The following is a 15,351-nucleotide window of genomic DNA, read 5'->3' on the forward strand; positions in this document are numbered from 1 at the left end:
TCCCTGTTGCTGATTGGGTTACTTGCTTAGCCATTAAGTGCTTAGGCATGATTGCCATATTTCACAGCAAACGTTTACTATTATAATAAATTTTAGTTATTCAACTTAACTGGTTTAGCTTTTTTTAAGGATTTCTTCAAGACTTAGTCTGATTTAATCAAAGGTGGTTTAAATGCGCGACAGCGTAATCTCGAACTCTTAAATTCAACCGTTTGTGGGATGCCCATGCTACGCTAACGAGGTTTATTTTCAGCTGACAGCTGACGCTATATCTTCAGGATGCTACTTAAACCCAGCCCAAGTGGCAATAAACAAGCATAAAATCAATATGCCTATCATAGTAGACCATATCATCCTGATTTGTTTGTTAAGTTTTTTAATAGTTTTTTGTTGACTTTGAACTACTCCTGGATCAACTAAAGTTTGTATTTGATTGGGTAAACTACGAAAATCATTTCTAATATCAGCAAAATTAGTTTCGATACTAGTCATATAATCCTGAAACTTTTCGATCTGATAACCATAGACGTTTAATCGAGTTTCGGCTTTCAAAATTTCTGATTTCATTTTTTTTTCAAATTGCAGCTAACTATTAGATCTAACTCAGTCAGACGCTGCTCAAAATATTGATGCTTTTGTTCATAGTTTTTATTCAGTTCTGTGAAACGCTGCTCAAAATTTTCCTGGGCTTTTATGATGCCCTTTATTATGGCATTTAAGTCTGACTTTAAGTCCTCAAAATTTTCCCGTTCTCCCTCATTTATATTAGTCAGTTCCGTCAAACGCTGCTCAATATTTTGCTGTTCTCCCTCATGGCTCTTGGTCAGTTCCGTCAAACGCTGATCAAAGGTTTTATGTGCTTGGGTAATCCCCTTTGTGATCTCATTTGATATAGAATAATGAAGATTTTGGAGCTGAGCACCATGGGCGTTTAATTGATTTTGGGCATTCAATAGTTCTGACTTCAGGTTTTCAACTTGGAGGTGATTATTCTCTCTAATCTCAGTGAAACCCTTATCAAAAATTTGCTGGGCTTGGGTGATCCACTTTATGATCTGATTTGAAATAGAATAATTAAGATTTTGCAGCTGTTCACTATGGGCGTTTAATTGATTTTTAGCGTTCACTAGTTCTGACTTCAGGTTTTCAACTTGGAGGTGATTATTCTCTATAAGCTCAGTAAAACGCTGCTCAAAACTTTCCTGTTTTCGCTCATTGCTCTTGGTCAGTTCTGTGAAACGCTGCTCAAAGGTTTTATGGGCTTGGGTGATTCCCTTTATTATCTCCTTTGATTCTGACTTGAAGTACTCAAAATTTTGCTGTTCTCGCTCATGGCTCTTGGTCAATTCCGTAAAACGCTGCTCAAAACTTTTCTGGGCTTGGGTGAGCTCCTTTATTATCTCCTTTGATTCTGACTTTAACTGTGAGACTTCTGCTAGATAGTCTTTGAGTTTTTTTTCCGTTTCGGCAATACTTTCCAATTTGCTTTGAATCTCATCTAAGTCTACCCCAGCTAGATCTACCTTTGACAAACGCCTTCCTAGTTCCTGTAGGTCTTGATCAATTCGCTTAAAACCGTTTGTAAAATCCATGACTTGTTTACTTATATAAGAGCTATTGATGAATTAGGTTATAGTTGAAATTGTATCGTAATTGATTTTTTTTTTTTTCAAGCTATTTATTTATAGACTATATTTTGAATGCTTATTAAGTTATAGTTATATCCGGAAATTTTAAAAATTGCTTGGGTAAAATTTCATAAATCCGATCTCAAACCATAACTCAACTTAAATTGATAACTTTAAAATACCTCAATTATACACCACAGACTCAAGTCTGTTAGTTGTTTTATAGGGATCCTCGGAATTGTGATAATTTTTGTTCCCTGTTGCCTACTCCCTACTCCCTACTCCGGTGATCTGCTGTTCCCTTTGAGATCATCCCCGCCGCTGTTGCCCAGGGCTTTTCAACCTCTAAGATTTAATGATCTCAAAGAGTCCAAGATTGGCCTTTGGGCCACGCTACGCGATCGGTTCCATCATCTTGGAATGAAAGCCATGGGAAGTATGTAGCCTGCGGTAGTCTACCTCTTGTTGAGCCAACTGGCCCATGAATAATGCGATGTTTCTTTGGAACCGCTTCGCGATTGACCGTTCGCGCAGCGTCGGGCAAAGCCGGAAAGGTGACGCTACGGGAACGCATCAGTAGGACATTTAATAACCGATTGGGATGGTAGGTTAATCACTGCTAAGGATAGTTCCTGACCGAGCTTGGGTTAATTGCGGGAGCCATTACTTGCAGGAGCCATGATTGCTCATATTTAAAAGCAAACGTTAGTTAATCTAACAAAATTTCGCTACTATAGCTTTTTTTCAATGATTTATTCAATACTTACCCTGAAAACAGCGATGCAGCGCGGTCTTGGGGAGCCAGTGCGGTCTTGGGGGTTCCCCCCATGAGCAACTGGCGTGGTTTCCCCGGAGACCAAACCTGATTACGTTGAGCCTTTATGGTTGGTAGGCTATGCAGAAAAGGGGTAAAACTTATTGATTAGCGTGATTTGCGCGGTCTTGGGGGTTTCCCCCATGAGCGACTGCATCAAGACAAGGCTCAACTGTCTTACGGTAAATTCAAACCATGAGCGACTGCATCAAGACAGGGTAAAACGATTTACTGTAAGCCAACTCAGCGCGCTGTTTGAGATTTTTTTTTAGATTTTTTTGATCAATCAGGACTTACCCATTGCCCCGATTGCTCCACCAAACTTAGTATATTTTTTGAGTACTACCCACCATATTTAGTGGGTTAGCCAGCCAAAACCAACTAAATTTCGTAACTCCTATAAATCCTGGAACTTTAATCATCAAATCTACGTCACTAGGTAGTTTATTCCCTTAAAATAGCTAAGTGTTTCCCCTACTCGATAGATGAGTTCACAAGTTTTTCACAAAGTCTGATTAACGTGTTACCCAAGTCTGATCACTAAAGTCTGATCACTAATCAGATGTTGCTTCAGCTCAATTTAATTGTTGGAGGTTTGTCCATGAACTCGCTCAGTTCCACGTCGATCATCGTTGAGTTGATTGAAGGGTAGATACTACAAGATGTAGCAGTTTATTTACAATTGATTGACCGCTGTTTAGAACATTAACTTTTTTTAAAATCTTGACTTTTGACAGGGATTTTAAGATACTGTGTGAAAGGTTGATTAAATAGCAAAGCCATCGTTAAACCGTTTGGAAAACTAATGGTGATTATTGCATCTATGGTCAAGTTATTCGTCATCAAAAATCCTGACATGCTAACAGATTATGGCACTTTTGACAAGTTGGCACAACCGCTTCAACGACCGCCTAAAGTTCAGAGACTATTTATCACACAAATCCTAAATGTGTAGGGGACACAGCGTGAAGCGTGTCACATCCCCTCTGCTCGGTGGTAGTGCGTTCCAGCAGTATTACAATAAAATCAAGTCTGACATTAACCTAGTCCCGGAACGTATTATACTTAATGGTTTTAAGGGTTTGTTGATAAATACCATCTCAGTGATGGCAGGTGATAGTCCATTGTCAAACTGCGCCAAACTAAAAGAGTTTTGACAAATCATGGCCTAGCCTTATCCTAGAAATCTACTTGATTAATAAAGCAGCTCAAGGTAGACAGAAAAATTATCGGGTTTATCTACCTGTCTTAATGCAGTCGCTCATGGTGGAAACCCCCGCAGGTCGGCGCTGCATCGCTTTGATAGCCGTTTTTTATCGGCTGTTCGGTGCATTTTCGTGATTAAACTCAGTTAGTCTAAGTAACTTGTGAATTGGGAAGGCAAATTGTGGCCTTTGTACACTATTAGACTCGGGCATCTAAAATGTTGAAACTATCAATTCTTGGTATCCGTGGCATTCCCGCCCAATATGGTGGATTTGAAACTTTCGCGGAACGGCTGTCAAAATATCTTGTATCTCAGGGATGGGAAGTTACAGTCTATTGTCAGGAAGAGCACAAAAATCAGATGTATGAAGAATACTGGAATGGTATTCGTCTGGTTCATATACCGGTTCCCTATGGCAACGCACTGGGGTCGATAATTTTTGATTGGAAATCTACATTACATGCCCTCAAGCAAAAGGGAATCGTGCTTACCCTTGGCTATAACACAGCTATCTTCAGTATTTGGTATCGCCTCAAAGGGATTACCAATTTTATGAATATGGATGGTCTGGAATGGAAACGCAGTAAATGGAGGCTTCCTGAAAAAATTTGGTTATATCTCAATGAATGGGCTGGGTGTTGGTTAGCTAACAGTTTAATTGCTGATCACCCAGCAATCAAAAGTCATTTATTGACCCGAAAAGTAGCTTCTGATAAAATCACGGTGATTCCTTATGGAACCGAGAAAGTTGTTAATGCCGACTCACAACTTTTAACCCCCTATAATCTGGTTCCGAAGGAGTATGCTTTGGTGATTGCCAGACCTGAACCAGAAAACTCGATTCTAGAGATTGTTTCTGGCTTTTCCAGGCGACCTCGGGGTCTTAAATTGGTGGTGCTTGGTCGCTATTTACCTGATCAGTTACCCTATCACAAACAAGTTTTAGAAGCAGCCAGTGATGAAGTGATCTTTCCTGGTGCTATCTATAATAAGTCAGTGGTTAATGCCTTGAGATTCCACGCACGACTCTATATTCATGGACATCAAGTTGGTGGCACTAATCCTTCTTTAGTAGAAGCCCTCAGCGCTGGTCAACCGGTTCTGGCAAACAATAATCGCTTCAATCGTTGGGTTGCAGGACCTGGTGCTCACTATTTCAAAAATGAAGCAGAATTGGAGGAGAAACTGGAGATACTGCTAAATGATGGTGATGAACTGCAAAAAATGAAACTAGCGAGCAAAAAGCGCTACTATGAGGAATTTGCTCAGGATAAGGATATTAAAGCCTACGAAAGGTTGTTCCTATCTAAAGCCAAGCAGCTACATAAAGTAGGTTTGTTCAGTTCTCCAATCCCTGACATAAAGTGATAGCCTCCATAAGTTGGGCTAGTTGCTGATTGGGGAAAAATTGGGGTTAGAGGGTAACGAGTAATGGGTAAAGGGGTAATGTTAGAAACCTTTATCCATTACTTTATTTATTGTGAGCGGTCAGCGGTCAGCAGTCAGCGGTCAGCGGTCAGCGAACAGCGGTCAGCGGTCAGCCGTCACCTTAAAATAAACCTCTTTAGAGAGAATTTAATAGTTCAAGATTAATGAGAATTGAAAGTCTGGGTAAAAGCCCTTGGCCATTCCCGTAGCGTGGCCACGCTACTTTTATTCAAAAGCTGACAGCTGACAGCTGATAGCTGATAGCACCTCAAGTAGCGTGCGCGTAGCGCTAATCGCTGTTCGCTGATAGCTCAATACTTACAATCAACAAGCCTGAATTACCTCTTGCAAGGTGGTAGTGAAATTTGGATAGGAGATGGCAGCCGCTTCAGCACCGTGAATGGTAGTTGTACCTTGGGAATTGAGGGATGCGATCGCTAAACTCATGGCAATGCGGTGGTCAGTATGACTATCCACGTCTGTACCGGTTAAGGGAGTACCACCGATAATCTCTAGACCATCGGGCAATTCAGTGACCTGAGCTCCCATCTGGTTCAACTGGGATGCCATCACGGCTAAGCGATCGCTTTCCTTGACTCGCAGTTCTGCTGCATCCCGAATGATAGTAGTTCCTTGGGCAAAGACTGCTGCTACTGCTAGAATCGGCACTTCATCAATCAGGCGGGGAATCAAGTCACCCGCAATGGTGCATCCTTTTAGGTTACTGTGACGTACCCGCAAATCTGCCACCGGCTCCCCAGCCACTACTCGCTGATTTAACAGCTCAATATCAGCCCCCATCATGGATAGGGCTTCTAAAATACCTGTACGGGTAGGGTTGACACCGACATTTTCCACAATCAGTTCTGAACCCGGTACAATAGCTCCGGCTACTAACCAAAAGGCAGCTGAGCTAATATCACCAGGAACAATTACGGTTTGCCCTTGCAACTGAGCCGGTCCTGTGACGGTAACACTATTGGTTTTTGGGTCAGTAATAATTTGAGCGCCAAAGGCTTTGAGCATCCGTTCGCTGTGGTCACGGGAGAGGGCTGGTTCAGTGACAGTTGTTTGTCCTTCGGTCATTAAACCAGCGAGGAGAATACAGGATTTTACTTGAGCTGAGGCGATGGGAGAGTGGTAGTGAATTGGTTTAAGAACCGAGCCTTTAATGGCCAGGGGAGCGAGCGTTGCACCTTCACGCCCCCAGATGCTTGCTCCCATTTGTTGTAGGGGTTTCACCACACGGGACATCGGACGCGATCGCAAAGACTTGTCACCGGTTACAGTAAAAAATCGGTCAGCAGCAGAAGCGAGTAGTCCCAGCATCAGACGTAGGGTAGTACCCGAGTTACCTGCATTTAAGACATCAACCGGTTCTTGCAGTTTCCCTAGTCCTATACCCTTAACAATCACTTGTTCAGTATTAAGTTCCGAGATATCTGCGCCCAAAGCACGAAAGCAGCTAGCAGTGCTTTGGGGGTCTTCTCCCAAAAGTAACCCTTTAATGGTAGTTTTTCCTGACGCGATCGCTCCCAACATTAAGGCTCGATGGGAAATCGATTTATCCCCTGGTATCCTTATAACTCCCTGCAAAGATAGACCAGATGTTGGGGGATTTATGGTTAACGTCTGTTGATTTTCGGTGGTAGTTAGGGTGACTAGATTGGCTGGCAAGGACATAGACTTAGGTGACATTACCGTGCTGAATGATCACCGATTTTATCAAAATTCTAGGTATTACTGAGATCTGGCACCGTTGTGGTTAATCCTACGGTGGGCAGTGCCTAGCAACGTGCAAAGCCCAGCTTGTGAATCTGTCTGATCCACTGCCCACCCTACATGAAGTTGCTGCCCAGAAGCAATCACCGTTGCTCAAGCCAAGGTTTCTGGACAATATCCCAACCCCATGGTAAATTGTTCGCAAAAAGCTTCTATGTCGCTCTGGTTTGGACTACCATGAGAAACCACAGCAACTTGGTAGCGACGCATGACCTCTACCGGTGACTGTCCGGTTTCCAGACTCCACAGAGCCATTTGCACACGAATGTCTGGGCTGTAGGGAATCCCCAACTCGTTCATATAAGCCCGAAAGTCTCCATGTTGTTGAGCGGTTAAGGGTGTGTCCATCTTAACCTTAACCACCCAGCCATCAATCCGATGAATCACCGTGGCAAATTTGATAGGTAGCTGGGGCGAGTCTTTTAGATACTCAACGACTCGCAGAGTTAGACTGGCATTAGCTAAAAAGTAAAGGTAATCCATAGAGAGGAGTTAGTTAGTAACCAACTGAGGCTTGATATCCTATGCTATATCTTTATTTTCGCAAGCCAGGATTGCTCACGGACAGGGGATATACCCCCGATCTTAGATAGGGGATATTCCCCAATTTAGAAATAACAGCATGACAGGGATTGACAAACAGACATCCAAGCACCAAATCGACCAATTAGTCTCAAGCTATGACTATGAACTACCCCAAGAGCAAATTGCCCAAACACCCTTGAGCGAGAGGGATGGTTCAAAACTGCTGGTGGTAGATTCACCAACTCACCATAGCCACCACATCTTTAGGGAATTACCTGAGCTATTGCAACCGGGTGACCTATTGATCCTCAATAACACCAGGGTTATCCCCGCTCGACTCTATGGGCGTAAATCAACTGGTGTGCCTGTGGAGATTTTGTTGTTAGAAGAGCGACCACATCAAGAACTACAGGAGGGACAACACCAGAGTTGGCTAGCTTTAGTCAAACCAGGTAGGCGTCTTAAGCCAGGAGCAGAGATTTGGTTTACTCCCTCATCCGACCTTGGGCTCAACGATAGTACCGTATCAAAACACCTAACTACCCCCCTACCTCCTCTTAAAGCAACTGTTCTGGCAACAGATGAAGCGACCAGTGGGCGGATATTGCAGTTTGATTTTCCAGAGGGAGTATCCTGGGAAACCCTGTTGGAGTTGTATGGCCAGGTTCCTCTACCCCCCTATATCCAAGACTCTCAAGCTACCCCAGACCAGTATCAGACCATTTATGCTCAAAAGAATGGTGCTGTTGCTGCTCCCACCGCTGGACTCCATTTCACCAATCAGCTGATGGAAAACTGCCGCCAACGAGGAATTCGGCTAGGGTATATCACCCTACACGTGGGGGTTGGTACATTTCGACCTGTAGAAGTGGAGGATATTACCGAGCACGACATGCACGGAGAGTGGCTAGAAGTCCCCCAATCAACTGTGGAGCAAATTCAGGAAACTAGAGCAACCGGAGGTCGAGTGATTGCTGTAGGCACAACGGTAGTCCGTGCTTTAGAGGGAGCCGTTGTGAATGGGGAATTACAACCCTATTGTGGTAAGACTAACTTATTTATCTACCCAGGCTATCAATGGCAGGTAGTGGAGGGATTGATTACCAATTTCCACTTACCTCGGTCGAGTTTATTAATGTTAGTTAGCGCCATGGTAGGGAGGGAAAGGTTACTGACCTTGTACCAGGATGCGATCGCTCTTAGTTATCGCTTTTATTCCTTTGGTGATGCAATGTTAATTTTGCCAGAAGCTAGAGATGTCCCCAGGGAACAGGGAATAGGGAACAGGGAATAGGGAATAGGGAGTAGGGAGTAGGGAAAAAATCCTGTGTACCTGGTTCCTATCAGAAACGCTATCAACAATAATTTAATTTTGAACTTCCATACCAGATTTTTAGCAAAAAAGATAGATCCAAGCGCTGGATTTTTTCCCGAGTTTCAACGATACCGTAGCTATGGGCGTTAAATTTGAGTAGGTGATACCACCAAAGAGAACTATGTCTAAAACCATGACCTCTGCTGTTGTGCCTAATACTCCTTATCTGCCAACTCAGTATGATCTTCCCTGTGATGACGGTATTCCGATGGAAACTGAACGACATAAACTCCAGATGCAATTGCTGATTGATCCGTTATTGCCTTGGTTGGCCCAGCGGGAGGATGGCTATGTGGGCGGTAATATGTTTCTTCATTTCAGTGAAGCACAACTTAAAAATCAAGACTTCCGTGGTCCAGATGTCTTTGTAGTGCTTGGAGTTCCCAAAGGCGAACGACTCAGTTGGGTAGTTTGGGAAGAAGGGAAAGCACCTGATGTGATCATTGAATTAATTTCTGACAGTACAGCCAAGACGGATAAAACTACCAAAAAGCTAGTTTATCAAGACCAAGTCAGAGTACCGGAATATTTTTGGTACGACCCGTTTAATCCAGAAGATTTGGCGGGATTTAGCTTAGACAATGGAGTCTATCAACCTTTAAGTGAAGATGAACAGGAGCGACTAATTAGCGAAAGATTAGGGTTAGCCTTAGTGCGTTGGTCAGGCTTTTACAAGGATGTTGAGGCCACTTGGCTGCGTTGGGCTACTTTGGAGGGAATTGTGTTACCTACTCCTGAAGAAAATGCAGCTCAAGCTCAACAACAAGCGGCGATCGCTCAACAACAAGCGGCGATCGCTCAAGAACGGGCTGACAAACTTGCTGCTCGCTTACGAGCCATGGGAGTTAATCCAGAAGAAGTTTGAACAATAACAAGAGGCAAAGGGCAAGAGGCAAAGAGCAAGAGGCAAGAGTCGTCACCTAGTCGAGTTTATTACTAATAATAGTAGTTATGATCAATTACTAGGATTATCCCTTTTGGCAAAATTAGTAAATCTTTAAAGTCTTTGAGGTGTTAGATGTTTCAAACCTAAAAAACTATAACTAAAACCAACATTTGCCTATTGCTAGCATGCCTCTTGCCTCTTGCCTCTTGCCTCTTGCCCCTTGCCTCTTGCTAGCATGCCTCTTGCTAGTATGCCTCTTGCCTCCTGCCTATCTCTGATTTGGCGTCAACTGTAAATACAAACAAGGAATCACTAGCAACGCACTCAAGGTTGAGGCACATAAACCGAAGATAATTGCCATACACAACGGAAACCAACCGGGATCACTTAGTGCTAAAGGAATCAAACCAACCATGGTGGTAATACTGGTGGTGAGTACTGGGCGCAATCGGTCAGAAGCACCATGAGCTGCAGCTTGCCGCACTTTCATTCCACTTGAGCGATGCTTGTTCATGGTTTCTACGATCACGATGGAATCATTAACTACAATTCCCACTAGAGAAATAATCCCAATAATGGCAGGAAACGAAAGGGGTATCCCGAGCAAAGAGAAACCACTAAAAGTGCCAATCAAAGCAAAGGGGATAGAGAGCATAATAATGAAAGGCTGGCTAAAAGAGCCAAATTGCAGCACCAGTACCGAAAAAACTAAGAAAATTGATACATAGGACATGTTAATTGCGGAACCAAACGTCTCACTTTCAGTTTCAGCCTGTCCGCCAAATTTGTAATCATAACCTGGAGACCAGGTTTTCTTCATTTGCTCTAATTTTGGCTGTAATTCTGCCAAAATCTCTCCAGGAGTGCGACCTTTAGCTTTAGAATAAACAGTAACTGTGCGTTCGGTATCTGTATGGGTAATCGATAGGGGAGCCATACTCTGCTCAACATCCAATATCGCCTCTCCCGATATTGCTCCGTGGTCTGATGAAAACAGTTGAATCATTCTCAACTCATCACGACGAGTGGGACCACCTACAGCGCCATTGCGGGAAGGCCACGCAGTACTCAGGCGAATTTCTAAGTCGTCTTTTCCTGCTCTAATGGCAGAGTCTGTAATCTCGTTATCGGTCATAATGTATCGTCCCTGCATGGCTAGGTCATTTTCAGTGATGCCATAAAAATCCATAGCTTCCCGTTTGGGTCGAAGTTTGATATCGTTGCGCAAGTCTCCCAAGCCATCACGGACATCTTCAGTCCCATCAATCTGGCGCAGTGCTAATTGGACTTCACCGGAAATCTGCCGCAGTGTGTTCATGTCATTGCCTTTTAGCTCAATGGCAATGGGGTCTCCGCCTTCAGCAGTACCAGGAACATTGATGACTAGGGATGCTCCAGGATAATTACGGATGGCCTGATTCAGTTCTGTTCGCAAGTCATCTATATACTCATAGGACAACTGGTCGCGCTCGTTTTTTTTGGTAAATAGTGCTGAGAAGCCTAGTAAATAGTTATCCTGTGTCGGCTTAAGACCACTCTCTGCCACTAAACCACTTTTTTGACCAACTAATTTGGTGACACTTTCAAAATAATCCTTGGAACGCAAAATTTCTCCTAAATCATCTGCCACTTGTTGAGACTTTGCCAAGGTGGCTGTGGGGGGTAATTCCACATTGATACTGGTAGGGCGGGTGTCAGCATCAGGAAAAAGCGTTCCTGGTAATTGCGCAACCGCCACCAAAGAGGTCATAAAAAGAACTACAGTGCCGACAATCCAAGCACCAGCTATTGCTCGGTTACGTACTGTAAACTTGAGACTCCAGTTTTTAAACCATTCAGAGGCGAATTCGGTTAGTTTATCAATGCGGGTTTTTTGCATCCCGCCTTTGACATTACCTAACACAAACCGAGACAAAGGTATATCAACTAATAAAGCGATCGCATAACTGAGCAACAGACAGATAATTGCTGTGATGGGCATCAAGCGTACAAACTTGCCCATCGTGCCACTAATTACCAGCAGGGGTGCCATAGCTAGAATGGTTGTTAGCTGACCGGAAAAGGCTGGTGCTGCATAGGTTCTCACAGTCTTAAGGGCTGCCTGATTAAAGGTTAACCCTTCCACAAACAGTCCATCATGCATCCCCTCCATCATTAAGATGAATACATCCACCAGCAATCCTAGTGCTATGACCATCCCATATAAGATCATATTGTTGAGGGTGTACCCACCAAGCCAGAGCAGAAATATAGCTCCGAGAAAGGTTAAAGGAATCGATAACCCAGCAATTATGGCTTCTCGCCAGGTCAGGGCAATGAACAAGATGATAAAAACACCAACCACTGCCTGAATCACATTACTGATCAGGTTATTCTGCTCATCGTGAATCTGTTCGTCCTGCCTGTAGGTAATCCGATAATCCATCCCAAAAGGCCAGACATTGAGGTCTTGCTTGAGAGACTCCAGTTCTTCTAAGGTTTTTTCGATGACGTTAATCGAGTCAGACCCTGGTACTTTCACTACATCCATGCTGACGGTAGGTTCAAACTCAGAACCCCGCCAACTAATGAAAGCACGAGTCTTTTCCCTTTCCAAATCCCGACGTACTAAGGCAACTTCATCTAGGCGCACTACCCTACCATAACTACCACCCAAACGAGTGATAGGCAAGCTACGTAAATCTTCCAAGGTACGAAACCTACCGTACAATCGTACCTGAGCCCCAATCTGTTCATTTTCAATCTGGTCCCAGGGCATATCCTGGTTAGCAACTCTGAGGCGGTCACTTACTGTGGTTGGGGAAATCCCCAAAGTAATCATGCGGCTGGGGATAAGTTGGACATTGATAACTTCTTTCCGTTGTCCTGCTACATTAACCTCCCGTACATCCGAGACTTTTTCGAGTCTTTCTTGAATATCTTCCGCCGCCCGACTGAACACCGCCGGATCGAGATTACCATATAAAGCAATCGAGAAAATTGGTACATCTTGGGCAGAGATTTGCTGTATATTTGGTTGATTAGCCTCTGAATTAATCTCTGGTTCAGCATCATCGACTTTTTGCCGCAGCAGTGCCATCGACTCCTGAACATTGGCATTAGCTTGAAATTCCACTGATATTTGGGAGAAACCGTTGAAAGAAGCACTCTCAACTTTCTTCAATCCCTTTAGGGATTTGAGTTCTTTTTCAATTTTATCGGTGACTTGAGTTTCTATGGTTTCTGGGTCAGCCCCTGGCCAACTAGTAGTCACTATCGCCATGGGAATTTCCACATCTGGATCGGCTTCTTTGACCATGGACTGATAACCCATCAATCCACCCAAGGTTAGCAAAACGATCAAGAGAATACCAAATACTGTTTTAAGGAAAAAGAATTTAGCTAAACCTGAGGCTTGGTTAACATCTGGCACATCATGGCCATTATGATGTAATTTATCCTGTAAAGCCTCAGGTTTATAGTTGGATGAAACCAGCTTACTACTCATCAATTACCTACCAAAGGAAAACGTCATCTGACCATTTTTTAATTCAAAATGCCAAATTCAAAATTCAAAATTAATAGCCTTATAATTTTGAATTTTTGACACCGGATACAAGCCCCTGAATTCATTTATGTAAAAATACTATTGGGGTGGCATCCTTGTTTCAAGCCCCCGAATTCATTCGTGGGGTATTTTTGAATTTTGAATTGATAATTTTGAATTGGAGCGCGTTAAGCAGCGTCGGCTTGGCCGATAGCGATTGACCAATTACAAACTTTCCAAATTGCTAGTCAATCACTTCAACTGGTGTGCCATCAACTAAGCGATTTAGTCCTTCTGTGACCACTAAGTCGCCAACTTCAACACCACTTGTAATTTCTTGCATAGAAATCCCCCTAATCCCCGCTGTTACCGGACGCAGTTTGACGACGTTTTCTTGTTGATTTACAACAAATACATAGGGTTTCTGGTCTCGGTAGACAATTGCATTAAGAGGAACACTTAGGGCTGTGGGGTTTTCTGCCACAGCGATCCAAAGAGAAACTCGCTCCCCATCCAGTACATTCTTACTTCCTTGGTACAGGCGGATGGTCACGTTTACAGAACGCTCACCAGGGTTAACCGAAGGACTGACTGAAAAAATTGCGCCTCGGGCTTTAGCAAGGCGAAACAATTCCTGTTGGGTCATGCCTCTACTAGAGGCAGTACTCATGTCTTGATCTAACACCACATAAGCTGATTGACCCGGTTGCACCAATGGGCCATAAAAGGTGGGTAGTTCGACAATAACTTCATAAGCGCTAGGGTCATTGACAATGATAGGCACTGAATCGACTACAGTCTGATAATCACCAGTGTTTAAACTGTTTAAAATTTGGGTTGTCCAGAAGTCTCCCTCTCGGATATTAAGGTGGGCTACAATTCCATCAAAAGGTGCTACAATCTCCGTATCTTCTAAACTAATGGTAGAGCGAGTTTGCCCAGCCTTGGCTGAAGAAATCTGGGCAACAGTAGCAGTTAATTGTGACTGGGCAGATGCTAACTGACTTTCAGCCGCTTTGACATTGCTCAAGGCAGCATTAACTTGAGCTTGTGCTGCTCTGACTTGGGATTGAGCATCCTCGGCTCTATTTCTGTAGACATCAACATCACTCTCTGAGATCACACCGGCATCGAAAAGTTCTAGACGACGTTTGAATTCAGATATCGCTAAATCAAAATCATTTTTTGCTACTTCAAACTGGGCTTGGTTGCTCAGTACTTGTGCTTTGGCTTGTTCTACGTTTGCTTGAGCTTGAGACAAGTTGGCTTTTGCTGTTACCCGTTGGGTCTGAGCTTCAGCCGTTTGGGCTTGAGCTTGTGCCAGCTCTGCTCGCAGTCTGCGGTCATCTAATTTTGCTAGTAATTCACCCTTTTTGACAAAATCTCCCTCTCGCAGATCCCGTCCATTAACTTTTTTGAGATAGGTGATAGTTCCTGAGGTTTGGAAGGTCAGGTGTTTGCCTCGCACTGCTGAAACGAAACCATTGCCAAAGACTAACTGTTGCAGTGGATAAATTTTGACTGGGGTGGCTCGTACAGGTAACCGGTTAGGTTCAGCTGGGACTGCTGTGATGGTGTTTTGTGATACCTCGGGATTAGGTTGGGACTGTTTGAAAGCGATCGCACCCAATGCTAGAATACCGATACCGAGCAGTAGAAAAGGCCACATCGGTCGCTTTTTGCGGGAGGGATGGGCGGGGGTATTGGTTGCTTCCCTGGCAGCTTCCGTTTCTAGTTCGGGTAATCGGTCTTGTTGTTGCTGTTGAACCCCTTGATCAATGTCTTCTTGAATTGGTTGAGGTGAGGACAAGTGCTTTTGAGGCAAAGGATTTGATTTCATTGTTTATTTCCTGTAGCATCAACTCTTAAGAAGTCTTAAGTATTTTTGGGTAGCCCAGTATAGGTATATCGCCTGTCACCAAGGAGTCTGTTTCTAGAGAAATGCCACAAGCGCGCATCATAACAAGCAGATATCTAATATATCAGTTGGAGCAACCCTGCCATAAACCCGTGGTATAGCATTCTCTGAAGTTTTGTCAAGTATACAACTTCAAAACCTCTGTTGAAATCAGGATAAGTACTAAAACCGATGAATAATTGTATTAAAGTAGGGAGTAGGGAGTAGGGAGTAGGGAGTAGGGAGTAGGGAGTAGGGAGTAGGGAGTAGGGAGCGGTTATCC

The 15,351-nt window shown here is 43.7% G+C and carries 12 protein-coding genes; 6 read left to right on the forward strand and 6 right to left on the reverse strand.

Annotated elements, in window-relative coordinates; translation table 11 throughout:
• Positions 1 to 282: 282 nt before the first annotated feature.
• Both BJP34_RS12250 and BJP34_RS12255 read right to left on the reverse strand, forming a co-directional pair.
• Positions 283 to 567: a hypothetical protein gene (locus BJP34_RS12250; RefSeq protein ID WP_070392587.1), complete on the reverse strand. Its 285-nt coding sequence runs from the start codon at positions 565 to 567 to the stop codon at positions 283 to 285.
• Positions 564 to 1,592, reverse strand: a complete 1,029-nt coding sequence (locus BJP34_RS12255; protein ID WP_070392588.1) for a hypothetical protein — start codon at positions 1,590 to 1,592, stop codon at positions 564 to 566. The genes BJP34_RS12250 and BJP34_RS12255 overlap by 4 nt, the downstream gene beginning before the upstream one ends.
• Positions 1,593 to 1,868: 276 nt before the next feature.
• Here BJP34_RS12255 and BJP34_RS39495 point away from each other — a divergent pair, with 276 nt between their 5' ends.
• The 4 genes from BJP34_RS39495 to BJP34_RS43035 all read left to right on the forward strand — a co-directional run bounded on the left by BJP34_RS39495 (position 1,869) and on the right by BJP34_RS43035 (position 5,242).
• Positions 1,869 to 2,072 (forward strand): hypothetical protein, encoded by a 204-nt coding sequence (locus BJP34_RS39495; protein WP_149030933.1) that lies wholly within the window; start codon positions 1,869 to 1,871, stop codon positions 2,070 to 2,072.
• A 1,175-nt stretch (positions 2,073 to 3,247) separates the two neighbouring features.
• Positions 3,248 to 3,397 (forward strand): hypothetical protein, encoded by a 150-nt coding sequence (locus BJP34_RS43030; RefSeq protein WP_158517152.1) that lies wholly within the window; start codon positions 3,248 to 3,250, stop codon positions 3,395 to 3,397.
• A 468-nt stretch (positions 3,398 to 3,865) separates the two neighbouring features.
• A complete protein-coding gene (locus BJP34_RS12260; protein WP_070392589.1) occupies positions 3,866 to 5,017 on the forward strand; it encodes a DUF1972 domain-containing protein in 1,152 nt (383 codons plus the stop codon).
• 63 nt (positions 5,018 to 5,080) lie between these two features.
• Positions 5,081 to 5,242 (forward strand): hypothetical protein, encoded by a 162-nt coding sequence (locus tag BJP34_RS43035; RefSeq protein WP_158517153.1) that lies wholly within the window; start codon positions 5,081 to 5,083, stop codon positions 5,240 to 5,242.
• Positions 5,243 to 5,401: 159 nt separating this feature from the next.
• On the opposite strand, the gene aroA is transcribed toward BJP34_RS43035, so the two are convergent.
• Positions 5,402 to 6,760, reverse strand: a complete 1,359-nt coding sequence (gene aroA / locus BJP34_RS12265) for a 3-phosphoshikimate 1-carboxyvinyltransferase (RefSeq protein WP_070392590.1) — start codon at positions 6,758 to 6,760, stop codon at positions 5,402 to 5,404.
• A gap of 192 nt (positions 6,761 to 6,952) precedes the next feature.
• On the reverse strand, positions 6,953 to 7,342 hold the full coding sequence (locus tag BJP34_RS12270; RefSeq protein ID WP_008188520.1) for a hypothetical protein: 390 nt from the start codon (positions 7,340 to 7,342) through the stop codon (positions 6,953 to 6,955).
• A 139-nt stretch (positions 7,343 to 7,481) separates the two neighbouring features.
• On the opposite strand from BJP34_RS12270, the gene queA reads away from it, so the two are divergent.
• Together queA and BJP34_RS12280 are read left to right on the forward strand one after the other, a co-directional pair.
• Positions 7,482 to 8,678, forward strand: coding sequence for a tRNA preQ1(34) S-adenosylmethionine ribosyltransferase-isomerase QueA (gene queA, locus BJP34_RS12275; RefSeq protein ID WP_070392591.1), 1,197 nt, complete (start codon positions 7,482 to 7,484; stop codon positions 8,676 to 8,678).
• A 202-nt stretch (positions 8,679 to 8,880) separates the two neighbouring features.
• Positions 8,881 to 9,624, forward strand: coding sequence for a Uma2 family endonuclease (locus tag BJP34_RS12280; protein WP_083305117.1), 744 nt, complete (start codon positions 8,881 to 8,883; stop codon positions 9,622 to 9,624).
• A gap of 289 nt (positions 9,625 to 9,913) precedes the next feature.
• Here the strand turns inward: BJP34_RS12280 and BJP34_RS12285 are convergent, their stop codons facing one another.
• Together BJP34_RS12285 and BJP34_RS12290 are read right to left on the reverse strand one after the other, a co-directional pair.
• Entirely contained in the window at positions 9,914 to 13,132 is a 3,219-nt protein-coding gene (locus tag BJP34_RS12285; protein ID WP_070392592.1) for an efflux RND transporter permease subunit, read from the reverse strand.
• 283 nt (positions 13,133 to 13,415) lie between these two features.
• Complete coding sequence (locus tag BJP34_RS12290; RefSeq protein WP_070392593.1) at positions 13,416 to 15,011, reverse strand: efflux RND transporter periplasmic adaptor subunit; 1,596 nt, start codon at positions 15,009 to 15,011, stop codon at positions 13,416 to 13,418.
• Between the last annotated feature and the right edge of the window lie 340 nt (positions 15,012 to 15,351).

It is taken from the genome of Moorena producens PAL-8-15-08-1, from assembly GCF_001767235.1.
In the GTDB taxonomy this organism is placed as follows: Bacteria; Cyanobacteriota; Cyanobacteriia; order Cyanobacteriales; family Coleofasciculaceae; genus Moorena; species Moorena producens_A.

What these genes read in the sequence shown, in the direction of transcription:
- BJP34_RS12285 (WP_070392592.1), bottom strand. Translation starts at nt 13,132, where the DNA reads ATGAGTAGTAAGCTGGTTTCATCCAACTATAAACCTGAGGCTTTACAG.
- BJP34_RS12250 (WP_070392587.1), bottom strand. Translation starts at nt 567, where the DNA reads ATGAAATCAGAAATTTTGAAAGCCGAAACTCGATTAAACGTCTATGGT.
- BJP34_RS12290 (WP_070392593.1), bottom strand. Translation starts at nt 15,011, where the DNA reads ATGAAATCAAATCCTTTGCCTCAAAAGCACTTGTCCTCACCTCAACCA.
- BJP34_RS12260 (WP_070392589.1), top strand. Translation starts at nt 3,866, where the DNA reads ATGTTGAAACTATCAATTCTTGGTATCCGTGGCATTCCCGCCCAATAT.
- BJP34_RS12255 (WP_070392588.1), bottom strand. Translation starts at nt 1,592, where the DNA reads ATGGATTTTACAAACGGTTTTAAGCGAATTGATCAAGACCTACAGGAA.
- BJP34_RS43035 (WP_158517153.1), top strand. Translation starts at nt 5,081, where the DNA reads ATGGGTAAAGGGGTAATGTTAGAAACCTTTATCCATTACTTTATTTAT.
- queA (WP_070392591.1), top strand. Translation starts at nt 7,482, where the DNA reads ATGACAGGGATTGACAAACAGACATCCAAGCACCAAATCGACCAATTA.
- BJP34_RS43030 (WP_158517152.1), top strand. Translation starts at nt 3,248, where the DNA reads ATGGTGATTATTGCATCTATGGTCAAGTTATTCGTCATCAAAAATCCT.
- BJP34_RS12280 (WP_083305117.1), top strand. Translation starts at nt 8,881, where the DNA reads ATGTCTAAAACCATGACCTCTGCTGTTGTGCCTAATACTCCTTATCTG.
- aroA (WP_070392590.1), bottom strand. Translation starts at nt 6,760, where the DNA reads ATGTCCTTGCCAGCCAATCTAGTCACCCTAACTACCACCGAAAATCAA.
- BJP34_RS12270 (WP_008188520.1), bottom strand. Translation starts at nt 7,342, where the DNA reads ATGGATTACCTTTACTTTTTAGCTAATGCCAGTCTAACTCTGCGAGTC.